This window comes from Caulobacter sp. 05T431 (assembly GCF_056665975.1).
Genome location: NZ_JBFTKU010000012.1, coordinates 1 through 20,847 on the forward strand (window position 1 = coordinate 1; position 20,847 = coordinate 20,847).

Consider the following 20,847-nt stretch of genomic DNA (forward strand, 5'->3'; position numbering starts at 1 on the left):
CCGTCACCATCACGGGGAGGGCTCTTGGTACCGGCCCAAGCAGGCGATGGGGATGGAACCGAGCGGGGCCGCTTGCCTTGGCTGGGGGGAGGTCTTGGGCGGCGGGGCTCAGAAGGTCCCAAGGCGCAAGACGAACCTCGGCGAAGACCGGCGGGTCGACGGGGCCGGRARGTTCAAACCGGCCTGTTCCAGGATCAGTCGGAGTCGCCGACGGCCCCTTCCGGGCGACCTGATCCTGCCCGCCCGAGGGGGAACGTCGAYCGGGATGAAACAGGCCCTCAATCGCCGTCCCTTGAGAAGAACGGTTCCGCGGAGCGGTCGAGCCAAGCCGAAACGCAAACACAACACCCACGGTCTCCGGGCGAAGCCCGGTCCGCTCCGCGCCTCCCCACAAGCTCACGCCATTCGGTGTGAGATCACACCCACTTGCCCCCACCTGACCGCTTCGCGGTCTGTCCGCCCCCATAGGGGGCGGAGGACGCCGAGCCGCACCGCACCCCGCGCCTCTTCCCCTTGTGGGGGAAGACGACCGCGAAGCGGTCCGTAGGGGGCAAGTGATCACCGCGCCAACCTAGGAAGGAAACTCCTCCCATGCCCAAGTCCAAACCGCCCCGTCGCCGCAAGATCCGTCGGGGCAACGAACTCCGCGTGCTGATGCTCGAAGGCGTTCGCGCCGCCCTCGCGCTGAACGACGCCACCGTGGCCAAGATCGACGAGGTTCTCAGCCGGACGCCGTCAGGACCCCCAGAGGACCAGCCTGCTGGCGCTGCGGGCGGAGATGAAGTCGCATCGGCCCGGCCTGCTGGAAAGCCGGGCCGAGGCCATGACGCCGTGGTTCTTCGAGTCCTAGGTCGGAGCCGCCGGCGACAAAGATCAGCCCGCATGGGTCTCGACCCGGTCTGTTGTCGTTCTATGGTCGAACCCGATGCGTCGCCGTGGGATGGTCCGTTTGACAGCCGATAACACCGACGGCCTGCGTTTGAGAGCCCGCCTTCGCGCCCTCTATCACGGCGCCTCGCGCGCCTCGGTGCGGTTCCGGTACGGGATCATCGTCATCGACCTGGCGATCATCGCCTTCTTCGTCGCCGCGCCGCTGATGCGCCGGCACGGCTGGACGTTCTATGCGATCGACTACGGGGTGGCGGTGTTCCTGGGCCTGGACCTCCTGGCCCGGGCCGTCGCCCACGGCGACGTCAAGAGCTGGCTCAAGAAGCCGATCACCTGGATCGACCTGTTCGTGCTGGCCACCCTGCTGTTCCCGGCCTGGCTGTTCAACTTCGGCTTCCTGCGGGTGCTGCGACTGTGGACCCTGATCCACAGCGAGTTCTTCTGGCGCACGGTCGGCCGGCGCTACGACGACACCCGGGTGGAGCAGATCACCCGCGCGGCCTCCACCCTGGTGACCTTCATCTTCGTGGTCACCGGCTTCGTCTATTCCAGTTTCGCCGGCCGTCACGCGGGCATCGCCGGCTATGTGGACGCCCTCTATTTCACCGTCACCAGCCTGACGACCACCGGCTATGGCGACGTCACCCTGCCGGGGGTCTGGGGCAAGCTGTTGTCGATGGCGGTGATGCTGGGCGGGGTGTCGCTGTTCATCGGCCTGATCCAGTCGATCCTGCGGCCGCACAAGGTGACCTTCCCCTGCCCGTGCTGCGGCCTGCGCAAGCACGATCCCGACGCCGTGCACTGCAAGGCCTGCGGCCAGGTGCTGAACATCCCCAATGACGGCGACTAGCCCGCGAGGTCTGGCGCGGGACGGCTTTTGCGATACCGTCACGGATCAAAGGCGCCGCTTGATGCGAGCGGGCGCCTGTCACAACAGCCGCCGGATCCCCAGATGCGTAGTCTGCTTCTCGCCCTCCTCGCCTCCACGAGCCTGATGACCTTCTCCGACGCCCAAGCCGCCGACCCCGCCCCGAACACTGAAGCCCGCACGCCGCTGGCCGAGCTGGGCAAGGACGATCCCTACAAGTGGATGGAGGAGATCGAGGGCGAAAAGCCGCTGGCCTGGGCCAAGGCCGAGAACACCCGCAGCCTGGCCGTCCTGCAGGGCGACAGCCGCTATGCCGGCCTGGAGGGCCAGGCCCTGGCCATCCTCAACGCCAAGGACCGGGTGCCCGGCGTGTCGTTCGCCGGCGACGGGACGCTGCGCAACTTCTGGCAGGACGCCGACCACGTGCGCGGGATCTGGCGCGCGACCACCCTGGACAGCTACCGCACCGCCACGCCCGCCTGGGAGACKATCCTCGACATCGACGCCCTGGCCAAGGCCGAGAACGCCAACTGGGTGTTCAAGGGCGCCGGCTGCCTGCCGCCCGACGAGACCCGCTGCCTGGTCACCCTGTCGAACGGCGGCAAGGACGCGGTGACGATCCGCGAGTTCGACACCAAGACCCGCGCCTTCGTGCCCGGCGGCTTCGTCCTGCCCGAGGGCAAGCAGAACGTCGGCTGGCTGGACCGGGACACCCTGTTGGTGGCCCGCGAATGGGAGCCGGGCCAGGTGACCCAGTCGGGCTATCCCTATGTGGTCAAGACCCTGAAGCGCGGCCAGGCCCTGGCCGACGCCAAGGAAGTGTTCCGGGGCACGCCGGAGGACGTCTCGGCCTCGGCCTACACCCTGACCGACGCCGACGGGAAGGTGGTGGCCGTGCTGGCCAATCGCGGGGTCAGCTTCTTCGAGGCCGAGACCCATCTCCAGATCGACAAGGGCTTCGTGAAGCTGCCCTTCCCGCTGAAGCACTCGATCCAGGGCTATGTCGCCGGCCAGCTGGTGATGTCGCTGGAGCAGGACTGGCCCGAGAAGGGCTTCAAGACCGGCGACCTGATCAGCCTGGACCTGGCGGCCCTGAAGGCCGATCCGGCCAAGCCCGCGCCGGTCCTGGTGCTGCGCCCCACCCCCAAGCAGTCGGTCGAGAGCGTCACCACCACCCGCGACAAGCTGGTGGTCGGCCTGCTGGACAACGTCACCGGCGCCGCCCTGACCTACAGCCACGGCCCCAAGGGCTGGACGTCGCAGAAGCTGGCCCTGCCGGCCAATTCGACGATCGGCCTGGGCTCGGCCTCGCAGAAGGACGACCGCCTGTTCGTCAGCGTCACCGGCTACCTGACGCCCTCGACCTACTGGCTGGCCGACGCCGCCTCGCTGAAGCTGGAGCAGGTCAAGGCCTCGCCGGCCCGCTTCGACGCCTCGACCCACGTGGTCGAGCAGTTCGAGGCGACCAGCAAGGACGGGACCCGGATCCCCTACTTCGTGGTCCGGCCCAAGGGCGTGAAGTACGACGGCACGAACCCGACCCTGCTCTACGCCTACGGCGGCTTCCAGGCCTCGATGACCCCGGCCTATTCGGGGGTGATGGGCAAGCTGTGGCTGGAGCGCGGCGGCACCTATGTGGTGGCCAACATCCGCGGCGGCGGCGAGTTCGGTCCGGCCTGGCACAACGCCGGCCTCAAGGAGAACCGCCAGAAGGTCTATGACGACTTCTTCGCCGTCTCCCAGGACCTGATCGACCGCAAGATCACCTCGCCGCGCCGGCTGGGGATCATGGGCGGCAGCAACGGCGGCCTCCTGATGGGCGTGGCCCTGACCCAGCGGCCCGAGCTCTACAACGCCATCGTCGTGCAGGTGCCGCTGTTCGACATGATCCGCTACACCCAGATCGGGGCCGGGGCCTCGTGGGTGGGCGAATACGGCGACCCGACCATCCCGTCCGAGCGGGCGGTGATCGCCAAGTACGACCCCTATTCCAACCTCAAGGCCGGCCAGAAATATCCCGAGGTGTTCATCGAGACCTCGACCAAGGACGACCGCGTCCACCCGGCCCACGCCCGCAAGGCGGCGGCCCGGCTGGAGGAACTGGGCTATCCGGTGCTCTATTACGAGAACATCGACGGCGGCCATGCGGCCAGCGCCAACCTGGCCGAGACGGCCCGTCGCCAGGCGCTGGAATATGTCTACCTGTCGAAGAAGCTGATGGACTGATGGGCGGCGGCCCGGACAACCCTGTTTTCCGGGCCGTAAACCCTAGTTCAATCTATCGCGGCCACTATCCGTCCTCGAATTTCCGGCTGTCATTTTCGGACTTGGGCCGGATCGAGGTTTGCCTTGAAGATCGACGTCTTCCCCGCCCTGGAACTGCCCGCGGAGGTCGCCGCGGCCTGGTCGGCCGTCCAGGCGGGGCAGGCGCGCCTCGACAGCCCGTTCCTGTCGCCCCAGTGGGCCCAGGCCGTGGCCCGGGCGCGGGGGCCGTCCAACGGCCCCAGGATCGCCGCCCAGTACGACGACGCCGGGCGGCCCTCGGCCTTCCTGGCCGTACGCAAGCGTGGCGCCACCGCCATGCCGGTCGGCGCGCCGATGAGCGACTACCAGGCCCTGGTGGCCCGCGAAGGCTTCCGCGCCGATCCACGCGCCATGCTCCGGGCCCTGGGCGTCTCGCGCTACGATTTCTGCCACATGCTGGCCGACGACCCGGCCTTCCAGGGCCATGCCCGGGGGCGGGACGTCTCGTGGGTCATCGAGGTCGCCGACGGCTACGCCGCCTACGAGGCCGAGCGCAAGGCGGCTGGGATCGGGGCGCTGAAGGACATCGACAAGAAGCGCCGCAAGGTCGAACGCGAGGTCGGCCCCACCCGCTTCACCGCCCTGTCGGACTCGCGCGCCGACTACGACCGGCTGATCGCCTGGAAGCGCGCCCAGCTGGCGGCCACCGGCCAGACCGACCTGTTCAAGGCCGACTGGGTCATGCGGCTGATGGACGAGTTGCTGGAGACCCGCGATCCGGCGTTCGGCGGCGGGCTCTACACCCTGCACCTGGGCGACGATCTGGCCGCGGTGCATTTCCACCTGCGCGGCGGCGCCACGATCCACGGCTGGCTGATCGCCCACGACCCGAAGTTCGAACGCTATTCGCCCGGCCTGCTGCTGTTCCAGGACATCCTGAAGAGCCTGGATACGGGTCCTTACCGGCGCCTGGACCTGGGGGCCGGCGACTACCGCTTCAAGCGCGAGCTGTCGAACCGCCAGCAGGGCGTGATGTTCGGCTTMCTGGGCGCGCCGTCGGTCTCGACCCTGGCCCGCACGGCCGTGTACGGCCTGCGCGAAGTCGCCGAGGCCCTGCCGCTGGGCCCGGTCTCGGCCCTGCCGGGCAAGGCGATGCGACGGCTCGACGTCCTGCGCGGACTGAGCTGAAGTCTTAGGTCGCCTCGGAAGCGTTGATCAGGACGCGCGTGCGATCAGGGCGATCACGCCGCTCCAGAGCATGAGATTGACCGCAGAAATAAGCAGAAGCCAGCCAAGGCGACCCTGACGGCCGTCCTGCCGCGCGCGGTAAACGACGCCGCGAACCCCATGACCCATGGTTTCCTCCAAAGCTCTCTACTGGAGCTTGAATCGGATGAAACTCCCGTTCCCGGGCACGCGCAAGCAAGTTTGATCGACTGTCCCAGGACAATCTCGAAAATGTGACGCCGACCGGTCCGCGGGGGGCCGCGCTAGGGCGCGACCCCGTTGATCCGGATGGCCGGCGGATCGATGCGGCCCGCCTCCCAGGCCCGGGTCCAGCCCAGGCGCTTGACGGGCTCGCGGAAGGCGAAGCGCAGCAGGTGCTCGGCGACCACGTCCTCCAGCCGGGCCAGGCCCTCCAGGTCGGCCGCCTCGATCGTGACGTCCAGACCCTCGGGGTCGGCCAGCATGCTGCAGGTCCCCAGCGGCAGCGGGATCAGGGCCGAGACGTCGTCGTACGTCACCTCGAACCTGTGGCCCCAGTGCTTGGCCAGCTGGATCATGTAGCGCGTGGCCTTGTCGGTGTTCAGGCGCGCATGGCTCTGCATGGATCAGACCCCTTCGATGGCGGCGGCCGCGTCGTCCATGACCTTGGCGATCGCGGCGACCTGTTCGGGGGTCAGCGAGCCGGAGGTCAGCTTCAGGCGCAGGGCGGTCTTGAGGTTCTCGCGGGCCCGCATGATCTGCGGCGAGAAGGCCGCGCTCTGGGCGGCGGCCTCGGCCATCCGCGTGAACAGGCCGTGGACCGGCTGGCTGTTGCTTTCCAGGAAGGCCTGGCCCTCGTCGGTGATCGTGTAGAGCTTCTTGCCGCCGCCGGCGTCGGCCGCGGTGACGTAGCCCAGCTCTTCCAGCAGGGTCAGGGTCGGATAGATCACGCCCGGGCTGGGGGTGTAGGCGCCGCCGGCGGCGGTCTCGACGGCCTTGATCAGCTCGTAGCCGTGGCTGGGCTTGTCGGCGATCAGCTTCAGAACGACCAGGCGCAGGTCGCCGTGATCGAAGAACCGGCCCATGCGGCCGCCCCGACGATGATGGCCTTCGTGACCGTGGAAGCCAAACGGATGGCGGCCGAAATGCGCGCCGTGATGACCGCCGTGGCGGCCGTGGTGGGGATGGTGACGTCCAAACATGTGTGTTTCAGATCCTGTTTCGTTATATCGGAATTATAGATATATCGAAATCGACCCCCGTCAAGAGCTATTCCGATATATCTAAAAACGATCTTGCGAAAGCCGCCCGAGGCCTGCCGCCACCGGTCCGGCGGGCGCAACGACGGGTTGACGAGCTAGCCATGCAGAAAATACCCTCGGCATCTCCGCGGGTCGTCCAAATCAGGTCTCGATTGAGCGCCGGCACCGTTCATGGACGTCAAGTCCGGGAAGGGTGTTCGCCACCCCTTCTGCGCCCGCAGCAATAAATTGGACTAGGATTCGTGCCACTCTTTTCATACGCGCAAAACTTCGAAGACGTTCTGCTCTGGCGCGCATTGAAGGGTGTCGAAAACGGCTTCTATATTGATATTGGCGCGCAGGATCCCGTCGTGGATTCTGTCAGCCTGATGTTTTATGAACAAGGTTGGCGCGGCATCCATGTCGAGCCAAGTCTTCAATACTACGACATGCTGCGAGCGGCCCGGCCGGACGAAACTGTCCTGAACGTCGCCTGTTCGGACAAGCCGGGCATGATCGACTTCTACGCATTCCGGGACACCGGCATGTCGACCGCTTCGAAAGACGCGGCCGATGTGGTCGAGAACCATGGCTGGACACCGATCAAGACCTCGACGGCGGCGGTGACGTTGGACGAGATCCTCGACCGGGTCGACCAGCCCGAAATCCATTGGATGAAGATCGACGTCGAGGGGTTCGAGGAACAGGTCCTTCGCGGCTGGCGCAAGTCGAAGCGCCGGCCCTGGATCATCGTCGTCGAAGCCATCGCCCCCCTGACGCACGAGCCGACCCACGACAGCTGGGACGCGCTCCTGGTCGATAAGGGCTACGTCTTCACCTATTTCGACAAGCTCAACCGGTACTACGTCTCCAAGGCGCATCTCGAGCTTCAGGGCCCGCTGTCCCACGGCCCCTGGGTGTGGGACGAGTTCGAGGTCCCGGAGGGGCGCCGATCGCAGACGATCGTCGGACACTACAAGGCCGAACTCTCCTCCGCGCGCCAGGCCCAGGCCGACGCGACGGCCGTGGCCGCGACGCATGCGGCMGAGGCGGCGACGCACGCCGCGCGCGCCGACGAACTGACGACAGCCCTGTCCCAGGCGAACGGGGAACTGGCGGAGACCCGCGAGCAGCTGAACGCCTGGCGGGGCGAACTCGACCGCGCCTGGAGCGCGCTGGGCCAGACCCAGAGCGCCACGGCCCAGATGCGCAACGACCTCGACCGCATGGCGGGGGACCTGACCGAGGCGCGCGGCGCCTTGACCGGCGCGCACGACGAGCGCGACGAGGCGCTGCGCCGCCTGGTCGAGGCGCGACACGCCGGCGACCTGCTGCAGGTCGAGCTGGACCAGGCGCAGATCGCCCTGACCGAGGCCCAAGGCCGGATCGACGAGGCCCGCGAGATGGCGCGGCTGGCCGTCGACGAGCGCGACCGGACGTCGAGACGGCTGGTCGAAACCGAGCGCGACCTGGCGGCCACCGCGGCGCAACTGGCCGAAACGCGCCGCCAGCTCGACCGGGCCGGCAAGGACCTGCGGGACATGGCCGTGGACATGGCCCAGGCGCGCGCGTCAGCCCGTCAGCTGACGATCGAGTTCCAGGACCAGCGCGACCTGCTCGCCGCGCGGCAGGAACGCGCGCTCGCCGCCCAGGCCGAGGCGATCGAGACCTTGAGCGGCCTCAACAACGCCAACGCCGAGATCGCCCGCCTGCGCGCCCTGGTCGACGAGTCGATCCGCGAGCAGGAAAGGCTGTCGACCACGCTCCGCAAGGTGCTGGGCAGCCGCTGGTGGCGCGCGACCGCGCCGTTCCGCGGCGCGTCCGACGTCACCCTCTCGACCGTGCCGCTGCCTCCCGCGCGGGCCGCGGGGAGCATCGACGAGCTTCTCGCCTATGACGGCGAGGCCCTGCTGCGCCGCGCCTACCTGACCTTCCTGGGTCGCGAGCCCGAACCTGAAGGCCTCGCCGCCCACCTGACCCAGCTGCGCAAGGCCGGTCGCGAGAGGATGCTGTACGCGATCGCCACCTCGGAGGAAGGCCGCCGCTTCGGCGCGTCCGTGCCGGGGCTGGACACCTTGGTCGCGCGCTTCGCCGCGTCGTCTCCCCAGACGACGACCTCGCTGTCCGCCATGCTTTCGCTGCATGACGAGGCTTTCGTGCGCAACGCCTACGCGGTGCTGCTGGGCCGCGCGCCCGAGCCGGCCGGGCTGCACGGCCATGTCGCGCATCTGCGCGCCGGCACCAGCCGGTTCGCGATCCTCGCCCACATGCGGCTCTCGCCCGAGGGCCGCAGCCGCCCGGCCAGCGTGTCCGGCCTGGACACCGCCCTGCGCAGCTACCGTCGCCGGCAGAAGCCCGGCATCGGCCATGCCCTGCGTTGGGCGGGCAAAGGCCTCGAACGCGCGCGCCTTCGCCGCAAGCTGTCGATGATCGAGACCCGCCTCGACCTGCTGGAACGCGAGGAGCTGACCGCCGCCCTCTTCCCGCGCAGCGCGCCGGCGGCCGCCAACGACGTGGCTCCGGCCCCCTTGGCGGACCAGACGGCGGCGGCTCCGGTCGCGCCGTCGGGCCCGCCGGTGCGTCCCTTCGAACCGGGCCGGATCGCGGCCTTCAGCCTGCCGCCCTCGTCGACCGCGCCGCTCGACTGGCGCATCGAGGACGATCCCACGATGACGCCGGAACCCCTGGTTCCGGCCCAGGCCCTGGGCCAGGCGCTGACCCGGATCGGCCACCGGCTGGCGCCGGCGGCGGCGAACGCCACGGTCGCGCGCCGGATCTCCGGCCGCCCGCCCAAGGCCCTCCGGGTCGCCGGCGGCGGCCTGCTGACCGGCTTCGACTGGGGCGAGACCGGCCTGCCGTCCGGCTGGGCCGAGCAGCTGAACACCCAGTTCGGCGGGGTCGCCTGCGCGTCCCTGCACGCCCGCAAGATCCTGATCGACAATGGCGTGACCACGCCGATCGTCGCCACCGGCCTGGGCGTCGACCACTGGGACGAACAGGCCGCCGCGCCGGATTACCGCGCGCCCGGAAAGGCCTTCAAGTTCCTGCACGTCTCCGATTGCGGTCCCGAAGACGGCGTGGACCTGCTGCTCGAGTCCTTCGGACGCCTGTTCGACCACGAGGACGACGTGTCGCTGATCATCGTCCCGACCCGTCCCGAGGACGAGGAACTGGGCCGGCGGCTGGAGCAGCTGCGCAAGATCAACCCGCGCTTCCCCGACGTGGCGGTCGAATACGCCCTGGACGACGCCCGGCTGAAGGCGCTGTACCAACAGTCGGACGCGTTCCTGGCGCCCAGCCGGGCGGCCGGCTTCAACCTGCCGCTGGCCCTGGCCCTGGTCTCGGGAAAGCCGGTGGTCACGACGGCCTGGGGCGGGCATCTGGACTATTGCAGCGACGCCAACGCCTGGCTGGTGGACTTCACCTTCCAGCGCGCCAGGACGGATMACGGCCTGGCGGCCTCGGTCTGGGCCGAGCCGGTCGCAGGCCTGTTCGACGAACAGATCATGGCCGTCTATCGCGCGAGTTCGGCCGAGCTCGCCGCCCGAACCGGCAGGGGACGCCGCGATCTGCTGACGCATTTCACCTGGGCCAAGGTCGCCGCGCGGCTGGCCGRCCTCGCCCACGAGGTCGAGGCCGCCGGCGCCGCCAAGCCCGTCCGACGCCGGGTCGGCTGGATCACGACCTGGAAGGTCCGCTGCGGCATCGCCGGCCATATCGCCAACATGCTGGGCGCGATCTCGCCGGACGACGTCGTGATCTTCGCGAGCGACGACGCCGACGTCCTGGGGCCGGACGAGCCGAACTGCCTGCGGCTGTGGTCGCAAGGCAAGGGCGAGAACGACCTGCACCGGATCCTTCCGGAGCTGAAGGCGCGGTCGATCGACAGCGTGGTGATCCAGTTCAACTACGGCTTCTTCAACCACGCCGAGCTCGACCGCTTCATCGACGCCGCCGTCAAGCAGGGCGTTCGCGTGCTGATCGACTTCCACTCGACGATCGATCCGAAGGACGTCGACAACTATCGGCTCACGGATTTCATCGGCGGCCTGCGCCGGTGCCATCGGATCCTCGCCCACGGCCCCAACGACATGAACCGCCTGAAGGCGGCGGGCCTGGTCGACAATGTCATGCTGTTCCCGCTGGGGGTGGTGCGGCAGCCCGCCCAGCCGCGCGAGCGCGCGGCGGACTCCACGCCCCTGATCTCGTCCTTCGGCTTCGCCTTCCCCAACAAGGGCATGGTCGAACTGGTCGAGGCCGTCGGCCTGCTCAAGCGGCGGGGCCTGCGCCTGYGCGTGCGGATGCTGAACTCGGAGCACTTCAATGCGACGTCCGGCGAGACCATCCGGGCGACGCGGGCGGCGATCCAGAGACTGGGGCTGCAGGACGATATCGAGCTGCGGACCGAGTATCTCGACGAAGACGTCTGCCTGACCCTGCTGGGAGAGGCCGACCTGGTGGTCAATCCGTACCAGGTGACCGGGGAATCGGCGAGCGCGGCCGTCCGCTACGGCATCACCAGCGGCGCGCCGGTGACGGTGACCCCGCTGGCGATCTTCGACGATCTGGGCGACGCGGTCTTCCGGATGCCAGGATTGACGCCGGAAGACATCGCCCAGGGCATCGCGGACGCTTTGAGGGATATCCAGGAAGGCTCGCCAACGGCTAGAAGCGTTCGCGAAGCGGCCCGTCGATGGATCGACGCCCACGATGTCGCCCAACAAGGCGTCCGCCTGATGCGGATGGCCAGGGCCGCGTGAGCCGGTCGCTCGACGGGAACAGGATTAGAGAGACGACTTATGGATAGCGAAACGTTCGTGCCGGTTTCGATCGGCGAGTTGTTCGACAAGATCAGCATTCTGGAGATCAAGTCCGAACGGCTGACCGACCCGGCCAAGCTCGCGAACGTGAACACCGAGATGCGCCTGCTGAGCGACATCGCCGCCAAGCTCGATCTCGGCGACCGCGTCGCGCTGAACGAGATCCTGCCCCGACTCAAGGCGGTGAACGAGGAGATCTGGGAGGCCGAGGACGAGATCCGCGATTGCGAGCGCCACGAAGTCTTCGGCGACCGCTTCCTGAAGGTCGCGCGCTCGATCTATCGCCTGAACGACCGACGCGCCGCCGCCAAGCGGGAGATCAACGTCCTGACGTCTTCGACGGTGGTCGAAGAAAAGAGCTACGCCGCTTACTGAATACGGCCCGAAATCTTACGAATAGGAAGAGCACATTGCAAAGCGGCCCCGAAACGCCTGGCCAGAACGGCCGTCGCGCAAGAGGCGCATTCATAAATACTGCCGAGGCGCTCTGCAGTATCTATGAAAGCGGACGTATGGTTCATAGTTGCATCAAGGACTCCGAGGCCTACAGCCTGGATTACTTCTCGCTGGACCAGATCGACGTCCCGCTGTTCGCGTCCAAGGGCAAGATCAAGCCGCTGGCGGGGAACGGACCCGTCAAGTCGGCCGAGGACTACGATTTCTGGGTCTTCAACTGGCACTTCATCACGATGGCCTCGCTGCTGGACCCCGCCAGCATCGCGCGGCTGCCCGGCCACAAGTACACCGTGGTGCTGGAACTGGCGCCGGACGACCCGCTGAAGCTGGTGCCCGACGGCGTCTTCGACGGCTTCATCGCCCTCGATCCGGCCGCCCCCCAGGCGGACGGCATCTTCCCCTTCCCGCGCCCCCTGCAGGGCGACCCGCGGACCTCCACGGCGGCGCCGCGCAAGGTCCCCGTCATCGCCTCGTTCGGCTTCGGCACGCCGGGCAAGGGGTTCGAGCTGCTGGTCGAGGCGGTGAACCGCGAGTTCGACGCGGCCGTGGTCCGCATCAACATCCCCACCGGGTCCTACGTCGCCACGGACAGCATCCACGGTCAGAACTACGCGAAATATATCGAGGCGATCTGCAAGCGGATCGCCAAGCCCGGGATCGAGGTCCGGCTCACCCAGGACTTCATGTCGCCCGAGGAACTGGTCGACTGGTGCGCCGACAACGACCTCAACTGCTTCATGTACACACGGTGCCAGCCCGGCCTGTCGGCGACCACCGACCAGGCCATCATTTCGGGCCGGCCGCTGCTGACGCTGTCGAACGACACGTTCAGGCACATCCAGGCCTATATCCCGCCCTACCCGTCCACCACGCTGCGCAAGGCGATCGAGACCACCGTCCCGGCGGTGAAGCGCCTGCAGCGCGACTGGTCGCGCGAAGCGTTCAACCGCACCTTCCATCGCATGCTCGTCGCCTTCGGCGACCTTGCGCCCGACGCGCGCTACGGCCAGCCGGTCGGCCAGCCCGGACCGCTGCCGATCGTGATGGTCGCGTCCGGCCCTAGTGGACGGGCCGGCGACCTCCTCGACTATCCGACCCGCCTGGCCGACAGCATCGCGCGCTCGGCCAAGTTCGAGATCGTCCGCGCCGAGTGCATCTCGACCGCCGACCTGGCGCACCGCATCGCCGAGGTCCAGCCGTCCGCGGTGATCGTCGCCGATCTGCCCGGCGTCGATCCCGCCGCCCTGGCCCGGACGCTGCGCGCGGTCGACGGCCCGGCGATCGTCGTCGCGGCCAAGGACGCCCCGGCGCCCCAGGCCACGGACTCGCTCCACGTCATCGAGCGCGCGCCGATCATCCCCTTCCTCACGGTCTACACCGCGCTGAGCCAGGCCGCGATCCACCTGATCGGCTTCGCGCCGGAGGGTTCGAACCTCGAGGCGATCGTCGAGAAGATCGCGCGGGAACGCCCCGAGTCCGTCGTCCTGATCGAGACGGCCGCCACCGGGAATCCCGCCCTGGACGCCCGCATCGGGCGGCTGAAGTCGCAATTCCCGGGGCTCGACATCCAGCCCTACGCCACGCCCGGCGCCGGCGCCGGCTTCGTCGCCAAACTGGCCGAGGACAGCCTGGCGATCTTCTACGCCGATCCGGACCGCCTTTCCGATCTGGAGAGCCTGAGCGCCCTGGCCATGACCACCGAGCGGGCCGTGGCCTACACTCGCGCGGCCCCGTTCCCCGCCTATGGCGACCGCGGGACCTATGTCGAGGACACCACGATCCCCGAGCTGATCGCCTCGGGCATGGCCGCGCAGATCAAGCTGGTCAACGATTTCGGCGAATGGCGGATCGCCTCTGAGATCAACGGCCTGCTGGGCGCCGATGTCCAGGTCGGCGAGGCGGATGTCCCCCTGGCCGCTCCCGACGTCGTCGCGCAGGCGGCCGCCCCGGTGATCGCGCCTGCGATCGCCCCCGTCGCCGCGTCGGTCGCCGAACCCGTGGCCCCGACCTCGGTCGGGCAGATCCTCGCGATCCAGAGCGACGAGGACTTCCTGTACGCCGCGTACAAGGCCCTGCTGAAACGGGCGCCGGACCCCGAGGGCCTGCGCGCCCACCTGGCGGAGATGCGCAAGGGCGCGCCCCGCGCCCGCGTGCTCGCCTCGCTGCGCGACTCCGCCGAAGGCCGCATGCGCAACGTCAGCCTGGAGGGGCTGGAGGCGGTCCTGCGCCAGGATCAACGGTCCCGCCGCGGCGCCCTCGCCCGGCTTCGGGGCCTGAAGGCCCGGCTGTCGGGATCGAGCGGCGCCCTGCGGGAGGAACGCGTCCGGCGCGCCAACGGCGCGATCTCGGTCGAGGACATCCTGGCCCATCGCGGCGTCGGCTTCGTCGAGACCGTCTACCAGGCGGTGTTCGGGCGCGAGCCCGATCCCGACGGCCTGCGCCATCACCTGGGCCTGCTGCTACAGGGCGAAAGCCGCGCGCGCATCCTGATCAATCTGCGACGCTCGCCCGAAGGCGTGGCGTACGGCGCGAGCATTCCCGGCTTCACCATGCTGGCGCGCCGCCAGCGGCTGCTGGACATGCGCCTGGTCGGCCCGGTCCTGCGACGGACCGGCTGGGGCGCCGAGAAGGTCGACGTGGCCCGCACCGTGCGGGCGCTCGAAAACCAGGTCCAACGGTTGTGGGAAGCCCGAAGCGCGCCCGCCGCCGTCGCGGCGGCCGCAACGCCGGCTCCGGCCCAGGCGGCCCCGGCCCAACCCCTCCCGGCCGAAAGGCTCGAGGGCGCAAGCGCCTTCCTGCTGGCCGGCTCGGCCGAGACGCGGATTTCGCCCCTGGCGGCCCGTCTCCGGGCGTCGTGGACCGCCCTGGGCCATGCGGCGCGCATCGTGATCTGGGACGCCGAGGCCCGCCACTTCCGCCTGGCCAACCGCGAGGAACTTGGCGAGCTGGGCGTCAGCGACGCGCGCGACGGCTATCCCGAGGCGGGCGAACCGCCCGTCGTGATCGCGCCGGTCTCCTGCCGCGCCGGCGACTGGCTTCTGGTTCCCGAGCCCCCGGCCGTCAAGCCGGGCGAGTCCGAGCTGGTCGATCTTAACCTGATCATGGAAGCCCGACGGCTGAGCCTGAAGTCGGCCTATGTGTTCCACGGCGCCGAGCCCCTGCGCGAGGAACGCCATGCCGGACCGGCGGCGGAAGCCCACGAGCGCCACATGCAGGCGCTTTTGCTGGCCGACCTGATCCTGCCGGTGTCGACGCCGGCGGCGAGCGACCTCAACGACTTCTTCGTCCAGCACCAGCGCGCCAGCTTCGTGCCGCCGATCCGCAAGGCGCCTCCGCCGGCCCGGATCGCCGGCGCCGACCGCGACTGGATCGACTATGCGCGCCTGCTGTGGGGCGCGATGACCGAGGCCGGCGACGTCTCCAGCCACCTGAAGTCGCTGTACTATTGGGTCTCGCCCGACACCGCCGAGGCCCCGGCGGCCGCGTTCGCACTGGACCTGGCCCGCGCCCTCCAGGCCCGCGGCGTCGCCGTGATCCCGGCGACCTGGGACAAGAAGGCCAAACGCCTGGTCTCCGCCAAGCCCGCCACGGACGGCGCAGCCTCGCCGTGGGCCGCCTGGACGGCGCCCGGCGACGAGGGCGCGCCGCGCTGGCTGCTGGTTCCCGACACCGTCCCGACGGACCTGGTGGACGATACGGCGGCGTTCGCGACCGGCGCCGGACTCCGCCTGGCCGCGATCCTCCACGAAGCCACGCCCGGCGACGCGGCGCGGGATCGGGCGACGCTGGGCGCCCTGGCGAAGTTCGACAAGGTCCTGGCCGTGTCGGAGTCGCGGTTCGACGCCTTCTACGGCTTCCTGCTGTCATGGCGCGGCAAGCTGCACAGCGCCGAGCATCGCTTCCGGACCCTGGCGGCGCCCGACGAGGCTCCGGGCCGCGCCCACCGCCTGTCGCCCAAGCCGGCCGACGCCGGCGTCACGCGTATCGCCGTCTGGACCCCCGCCGAAGACCAGGCCGAGCAGGCCGCTCTGTTCGACGCCGCGGCGCGCGCCGCCGCTAAGTCGACCGAGCGGCTGCAGTTCACCTTCATCGGTGAAACGCCGCGCCCCGCGGCCAAGGCCAAGCGCCTGAGGGAGCGGGTCGCCGCGGTCGCGGGCGCCGTCTGGCAGGACGCCGCCGACGCCTCGGCGGTGAGCCGCGTGCTGGACACCGCCGACTTCACCGTCGCGCCGACGCGGGACGGCGCCTGGGCGGCGCAGGTGCGCGAAAGCCTCTGGCGCGTCCTGCCCTGCCTGGCGGGCGGCGACCTCGACACGGCCCCCGCGCCGGGGCTGACGACGGTGGACATGACCGACGTCGACGGCGTCGCCAAGGCCATGCTCCGCCTGGCGAAGCCCGATTGGCGCCGCGTCCTGGCCAACGAGATCCTCGCCAAGCCGGTCCGGACCTGGAACGACTACGCCAAGGCGCTGGCCGTCGAGCTGGCCTCCGATCGGGCGACCGACAACCTGGCGACCCCGGACGCGCCGCGCGGCGGCGACTTCTACGCCAGCTTCGTCAACCTCCGCCGCCGGCCCAAGCTGTCGATCTGCATCAGCACCTACCGCCGGGCGGGCTGGCTGGGCGTGAACCTGCGCAACATCTTCCGCCAGATTCCCGCGCCGCATCCCGACCTGGAAGTGCTGGTGGTCGACAACGCCTCGCCGGACAACACGCCGGAGGTGGTCAAACCCTATCTGGGTCGCGCCGACTTCCGTTACCTCCGCAACCCCAAGAACGTCGGCATGCTGGGCAACCTGGCGGTCACGGCCCAGCGGGCGCGCGGCGAGTATGTCTGGATCCTCGGCGACGACGACCTGACCCGCGCCGGGGCCATCGAGAAGGTCCTGAAGATCCTGGACGAGCGTCCGCGGACCGAGCTGATCTATCTCAACTACGGCTACACATCCGAGGCCGACCCCTCCACGGTCACCGACTTGGATCACTTCCTCGACCACTTCAACATCCTGGAGCCGGACGGTGCCGACGTGGACGGCGCCGTCAGCCTGATCGCGGCCAAGAACGAGAACTTCTACACCGCGATCTATTCGCACGTTTACCGGCGCGACCACGCGATGCGGTCCTATTGCCAGGACACCAGCGGCCGGATCTTCTCGACCATGGTGTCGTGCATCCCGACCGCCTACTACGTGCTCAATTACATGCCCGACGCCCCGGCCTACTGGATCGGCGAGCCGTCGATGGTGGTCAATTCCAACGTCTCGTGGGCCGATTACGGCGCCATGCTGGACCTGGAACACCTGCCGGGCGCCTGGGACGCGGCCGAGCGGGCCGGCACGCCGCCGGTCGAGGTGGACCAGCGCCGGGCCAACCGCCTGTGGCTGGTCGAGATGATGTGGCGCGACATCTTCGAGAACGACAAGGTCGGCAACAGCGCCTACGTCTCGCCGTCGCGCGTCCTGATGCGCCTCAAGCACCTGGAGCAGATCGACAAGCACATCCCGGAATTCCGGGCGATCTACGAGCGGGCCCACGCCTCGGGACACCCGGCCGCCGCCATGGCGCCGGAGAGGTTGTTCGGCGCCTTCCAAGCCTGATCGGCGAACCTCGGAACGGCGGGCGGACGAAACGTCCGTTCGTCATTCCGAGGTTGAGCGATTCGTCAATTTCGCGCGACGACCCGCGCGTTGAATCTTGTCAAACGAATGACAGGCGCGACGACTAAAAAAGTGCCTGAAATCCAATAAAATTAGAGGCTTGGTGCTTTGGGCGCTTAGTGCGTTGACGCACCGCCGAGAGTTGCTAATACGAAAGGGTCGCGGCCGCCATTGGTCGCTAGAAGAGAGGCAGTCGTGCAGGGCCGTTATAAACGTTTGGAACGTTGTCGGGTTAGCGGCAGCGAAAACCTCATTCCGGTCTTGCACTTGGGACAGCAGGAATTGACTGGGGTCTTCCCCAAGCCCGGCGAAGAAGTGACCAAGGGTCCTTTGGAACTGGTCTGGTGCCCCGACAGCGGATTGCTTCAACTGGGGCACAGCTTCGATCCGGGCGAGATGTACGGTGAGAACTACGGCTACCGGTCGGGGCTCAACGCCTCGATGGTCCGTCACCTCACCCAGAAGATCGGCTATCTGGAACGCTTGGCCGACCTGAAGCCCGGCGACACGGTCCTGGATATCGGCTCCAACGACTGCACCTCGTTGAAGGCCTACAGCACGCCCGGCCTGCACCGCATGGGCATCGATCCGACCGGGGCGAAGTTCCGCGAATTCTATCCCGACGACGTCAAGCTGGTGCCGGACTTCTTCTCGGCCGCCAACTTCCGCAAGCTGACCGACAAGCAGGCGGCCATCGTCACCTCGATCGCCATGTTCTACGACCTGGACGATCCGATCGCCTTCGCGCGCGACGTCGCGTCGGTCCTGGCGCCGGACGGCCTGTGGCACTTCGAGCAGAGCTACATGCCCGCCATGCTGCGGACGGTCTCGTACGACACGATCTGCCACGAGCACCTGGAATACTATTCGCTGGACGTGGTCCGGAAGATCCTCGACGCCGCTGACCTGAAGGTCATCGACGTCCAGATGAACGCCATCAACGGCGGCAGCTTCGCCGTCACGGCGGCGCGCAAGACCTCCAAGCGTCCGGCCAACGACACCGTGATCGAGTGGCTGCTCGGTCAGGAAGAGCGCATGGGCATGGGCACCGTCCGCCCGTTCCGTGAGTTCGAGGACCGCGTGTTCCGCCACCGCGCCGACCTGATGCGCCTGCTGAAGGGCCTGGCCGCCGACGGCAAGACCGTCCTGGGCTACGGCGCGTCGACCAAGGGCAACGTGACCCTGCAGTTCTGCGGCATCACCGCCGCCGAAGTGCCCGCGATCGCCGAGGTCAACCCCGAGAAATACGGCCGCGTCACCCCCGGCACCCGCATTCCGATCATCTCGGAAGCCGAGGCCCGCGCGATGAAGCCCGATTACTTCCTGGTCCTGCCCTGGCACTTCAAGGAAGGCATCCTGCAGCGCGAACAAGAGTACATCGCGAACGGAGGCAAGTTCATCTTCCCGTTCCCCGAGATCGAAATCATCTAAGTTCGATTAAACTAGAAGATCTTGATCAACTATCGACTCTCCGAAAGGGTCTAAATTGCCTCGCGCACTTATCACCGGCATCACGGGCCAAGACGGGGCCTATCTCGCGCAATTCCTGCTCGAGAAGGGCTACGAGGTATTCGGCATGGCCCGCCGCACGAGCACCGGCGGTTTCCAGGACGGCCGCCTTCGCTGGCTCGGCGTCGTCGACCAGGTCAAGATCGTCGACGGCGACCTGACCGACCTGTCCAGCATGCTGCGGCTGGTCAAGGACATCCAGCCTGACGAGGTCTACAATCTCGGCGCCCAGTCCTACGTCGGCACCTCGTGGCACCAGCCCCTGGTGACCGCCCAGGTCACCGGCGTGGGCGTGACCAACATCCTCGAGGCCGTCCGGGTGGTGAAGCCCGACGCGCGCTTCTACCAGGCGTCGTCCTCTGAGATGTACGGCCTGATCCAGGAAACGCACCAGAAAGAGACCACCCCTTTCTATCCGCGTTCGCCCTATGCGGTGGCCAAGCTCTACGGCCACTGGATCACGGTGAACTATCGCGAGAGCTTCGGCCTGCACGCCAGCTCGGGCATCCTGTTCAACCACGAAAGCCCCCTGCGCGGCATCGAGTTCGTGACCCGCAAGGTCACCGACGCCGTCGCCCGCATCAAGCTGGGCCTGCAGGACAAGCTGGCCCTGGGCAACATCGACGCCAAGCGCGACTGGGGCCACGCCAAGGACTATGTCCGCGCCATGTGGATGATGCTGCAGCAGGACAAGGCCGACGACTACGTCGTGGCCACCGGCCGCACGACCACCGTGCGCGACATGTGCGAGATCGCCTTCGCGCACGTCGGCCTGAAGCTGGAAGACCATCTGTTCATCGATCCCGAGCTGTTCCGCCCGGCCGAAGTCGATGTCCTTCTGGGCGATCCGGCCAAGGCCGAAAAGGTGCTCGGCTGGACGCCCCAGATCACGCTCGAAGCCATGATCACCGAGATGGTCGACGCCGACCTAGCGCGGTTGCAACCGAAGCACTGATGATGTCCCCGCTATCCTCCAGTCCGGATGCTCGCGTACTTTTGACCGGTGGCCGGGGGTTCGTGGGCTCGCGCCTGAAGGCGCTCCTGGCCGACCGGCATCCGTCCTGGACTTTGCTGGCCCCCCCGAGCGCCACGGAGACGGTTGACGAGCCGATCCTGGATGTCACGGATCCGGAGTGCGTCAACGCGCTGATCGCGGACTTCCGTCCGGACATCGTGGTGCATCTGGCGGCGGTGACCACGGTCAACGCCGCCACGCGGGCCCCGCGCGACGCCTGGCGCGTCAATCTGGACGGCACGCTGAACGTGGTCCTGGCCCTGCAGCAGCATGTGCCGCAAGCGCACCTGCTGTTCATCAGCAGCGCCGAGGTCTACGGCGCCAGCCTGCACCGCGACGGCCTGACGGGCGAGGACGCGCTGCTCCAGCCACTGAACCCCTACGCCGCGAGCAAGGCCTCGGCCGACATCCTCGTGCGCCAGTCCACGGCGATGGGCCTGTCGGCCACCGTCATGCGGCCGTTCAACCATACCGGCCCCGGCCAGGCCGAGGCCTTCGTCGCGCCCAGCTTCGCCGGCCAGATCGCCCGGATCGAGGCGGGCCTGCAGGAGCCCGTCCTGTCGGTGGGCAGCCTGGACGACGAACGCGACTTCCTCGACGTCCAGGACGTGGTGCGCGCCTATGCTGACGCCCTGGACATGCGCGCGGACCTCGAGCCGGGCGAAGTCTTCAACGTCGCTTCCGGCAAGGCCGTCCGCATCCGCGACGTGCTCGACATCCTGCTCTCGCAGGCCAGCGTGCCCATCGAGGTGCGGGTCGACGCCTCGCGCCTGAGGAAGGCGGCGACGCCCCGCGTCGTCGGCGACGCCAGCCACCTGCGCGAAAAACTGAACTGGCGGCCCGAAATCCCGCTGGAGAACACGCTGCAGCGGATCCTGCAGGAGCGGCGCGCGGCCACCGCGGCCCAGCTCCAGTCACGCTGAGCCCGAGCGTCGCGGACACG

At 68.4% G+C, this 20,847-nt stretch carries 11 protein-coding genes; 9 read left to right on the forward strand and 2 right to left on the reverse strand.

The window, feature by feature from the left end:
- Nucleotides 1-940 precede the first annotated feature (940 nt).
- From AC1U89_RS12485 to AC1U89_RS12495, 3 genes are all read left to right on the forward strand, one after another.
- Nucleotides 941-1,738 (forward strand): potassium channel family protein, encoded by a 798-nt coding sequence (locus AC1U89_RS12485; protein ID WP_479900019.1) that lies wholly within the window; start codon nucleotides 941-943, stop codon nucleotides 1,736-1,738.
- Between the two features lie 102 nt (nucleotides 1,739-1,840).
- Entirely contained in the window at nucleotides 1,841-3,982 is a 2,142-nt protein-coding gene (locus AC1U89_RS12490; protein ID WP_479900020.1) for a prolyl oligopeptidase family serine peptidase, read from the forward strand.
- A gap of 123 nt (nucleotides 3,983-4,105) precedes the next feature.
- Nucleotides 4,106-5,188, forward strand: coding sequence for a GNAT family N-acetyltransferase (locus tag AC1U89_RS12495; protein WP_479900021.1), 1,083 nt, complete (start codon nucleotides 4,106-4,108; stop codon nucleotides 5,186-5,188).
- A 302-nt stretch (nucleotides 5,189-5,490) separates the two neighbouring features.
- Here AC1U89_RS12495 and AC1U89_RS12500 read toward each other — a convergent pair whose 3' ends face one another.
- Nucleotides 5,491-5,829: a DUF2218 domain-containing protein gene (locus tag AC1U89_RS12500; protein ID WP_479900022.1), complete on the reverse strand. Its 339-nt coding sequence runs from the start codon at nucleotides 5,827-5,829 to the stop codon at nucleotides 5,491-5,493.
- A 3-nt stretch (nucleotides 5,830-5,832) separates the two neighbouring features.
- Nucleotides 5,833-6,408 carry a PadR family transcriptional regulator gene (locus AC1U89_RS12505; protein ID WP_479900023.1) on the reverse strand — a complete coding sequence of 192 codons (576 nt, stop codon included), beginning with the start codon at nucleotides 6,406-6,408 and terminating at the stop codon, nucleotides 5,833-5,835.
- A 302-nt stretch (nucleotides 6,409-6,710) separates the two neighbouring features.
- Here AC1U89_RS12505 and AC1U89_RS12510 point away from each other — a divergent pair, with 302 nt between their 5' ends.
- The 6 genes from AC1U89_RS12510 to AC1U89_RS12535 all read left to right on the forward strand — a co-directional run bounded on the left by AC1U89_RS12510 (nucleotide 6,711) and on the right by AC1U89_RS12535 (nucleotide 20,827).
- Nucleotides 6,711-11,207: an FkbM family methyltransferase gene (locus AC1U89_RS12510; RefSeq protein WP_479900024.1), complete on the forward strand. Its 4,497-nt coding sequence runs from the start codon at nucleotides 6,711-6,713 to the stop codon at nucleotides 11,205-11,207.
- Nucleotides 11,208-11,246: 39 nt separating this feature from the next.
- Nucleotides 11,247-11,642, forward strand: a complete 396-nt coding sequence (locus AC1U89_RS12515; protein WP_479900025.1) for a DUF6165 family protein — start codon at nucleotides 11,247-11,249, stop codon at nucleotides 11,640-11,642.
- 137 nt (nucleotides 11,643-11,779) lie between these two features.
- On the forward strand, nucleotides 11,780-17,320 hold the full coding sequence (locus tag AC1U89_RS12520) for a glycosyltransferase (protein ID WP_479900026.1): 5,541 nt from the start codon (nucleotides 11,780-11,782) through the stop codon (nucleotides 17,318-17,320).
- A gap of 255 nt (nucleotides 17,321-17,575) precedes the next feature.
- Nucleotides 17,576-18,811 carry a class I SAM-dependent methyltransferase gene (locus AC1U89_RS12525; RefSeq protein WP_479900027.1) on the forward strand — a complete coding sequence of 412 codons (1,236 nt, stop codon included), beginning with the start codon at nucleotides 17,576-17,578 and terminating at the stop codon, nucleotides 18,809-18,811.
- A gap of 55 nt (nucleotides 18,812-18,866) precedes the next feature.
- Nucleotides 18,867-19,844 (forward strand): GDP-mannose 4,6-dehydratase, encoded by a 978-nt coding sequence (gmd, locus tag AC1U89_RS12530; RefSeq protein ID WP_479900028.1) that lies wholly within the window; start codon nucleotides 18,867-18,869, stop codon nucleotides 19,842-19,844.
- Nucleotides 19,845-19,846: 2 nt separating this feature from the next.
- Nucleotides 19,847-20,827 carry a GDP-mannose 4,6-dehydratase gene (locus tag AC1U89_RS12535; RefSeq protein ID WP_479900029.1) on the forward strand — a complete coding sequence of 327 codons (981 nt, stop codon included), beginning with the start codon at nucleotides 19,847-19,849 and terminating at the stop codon, nucleotides 20,825-20,827.
- Nucleotides 20,828-20,847 lie beyond the last annotated feature (20 nt).

Bases quoted from the DNA above. Each gene is read 5' to 3' on its own strand.
- AC1U89_RS12485 (WP_479900019.1), top strand. From the start codon at position 941: ATGGTCCGTTTGACAGCCGATAACACCGACGGCCTGCGTTTGAGAGCC.
- AC1U89_RS12500 (WP_479900022.1), bottom strand. From the start codon at position 5,829: ATGCAGAGCCATGCGCGCCTGAACACCGACAAGGCCACGCGCTACATG.
- AC1U89_RS12505 (WP_479900023.1), bottom strand. From the start codon at position 6,408: ATGTTTGGACGTCACCATCCCCACCACGGCCGCCACGGCGGTCATCAC.
- AC1U89_RS12515 (WP_479900025.1), top strand. From the start codon at position 11,247: ATGGATAGCGAAACGTTCGTGCCGGTTTCGATCGGCGAGTTGTTCGAC.
- AC1U89_RS12520 (WP_479900026.1), top strand. From the start codon at position 11,780: ATGGTTCATAGTTGCATCAAGGACTCCGAGGCCTACAGCCTGGATTAC.
- AC1U89_RS12535 (WP_479900029.1), top strand. From the start codon at position 19,847: ATGTCCCCGCTATCCTCCAGTCCGGATGCTCGCGTACTTTTGACCGGT.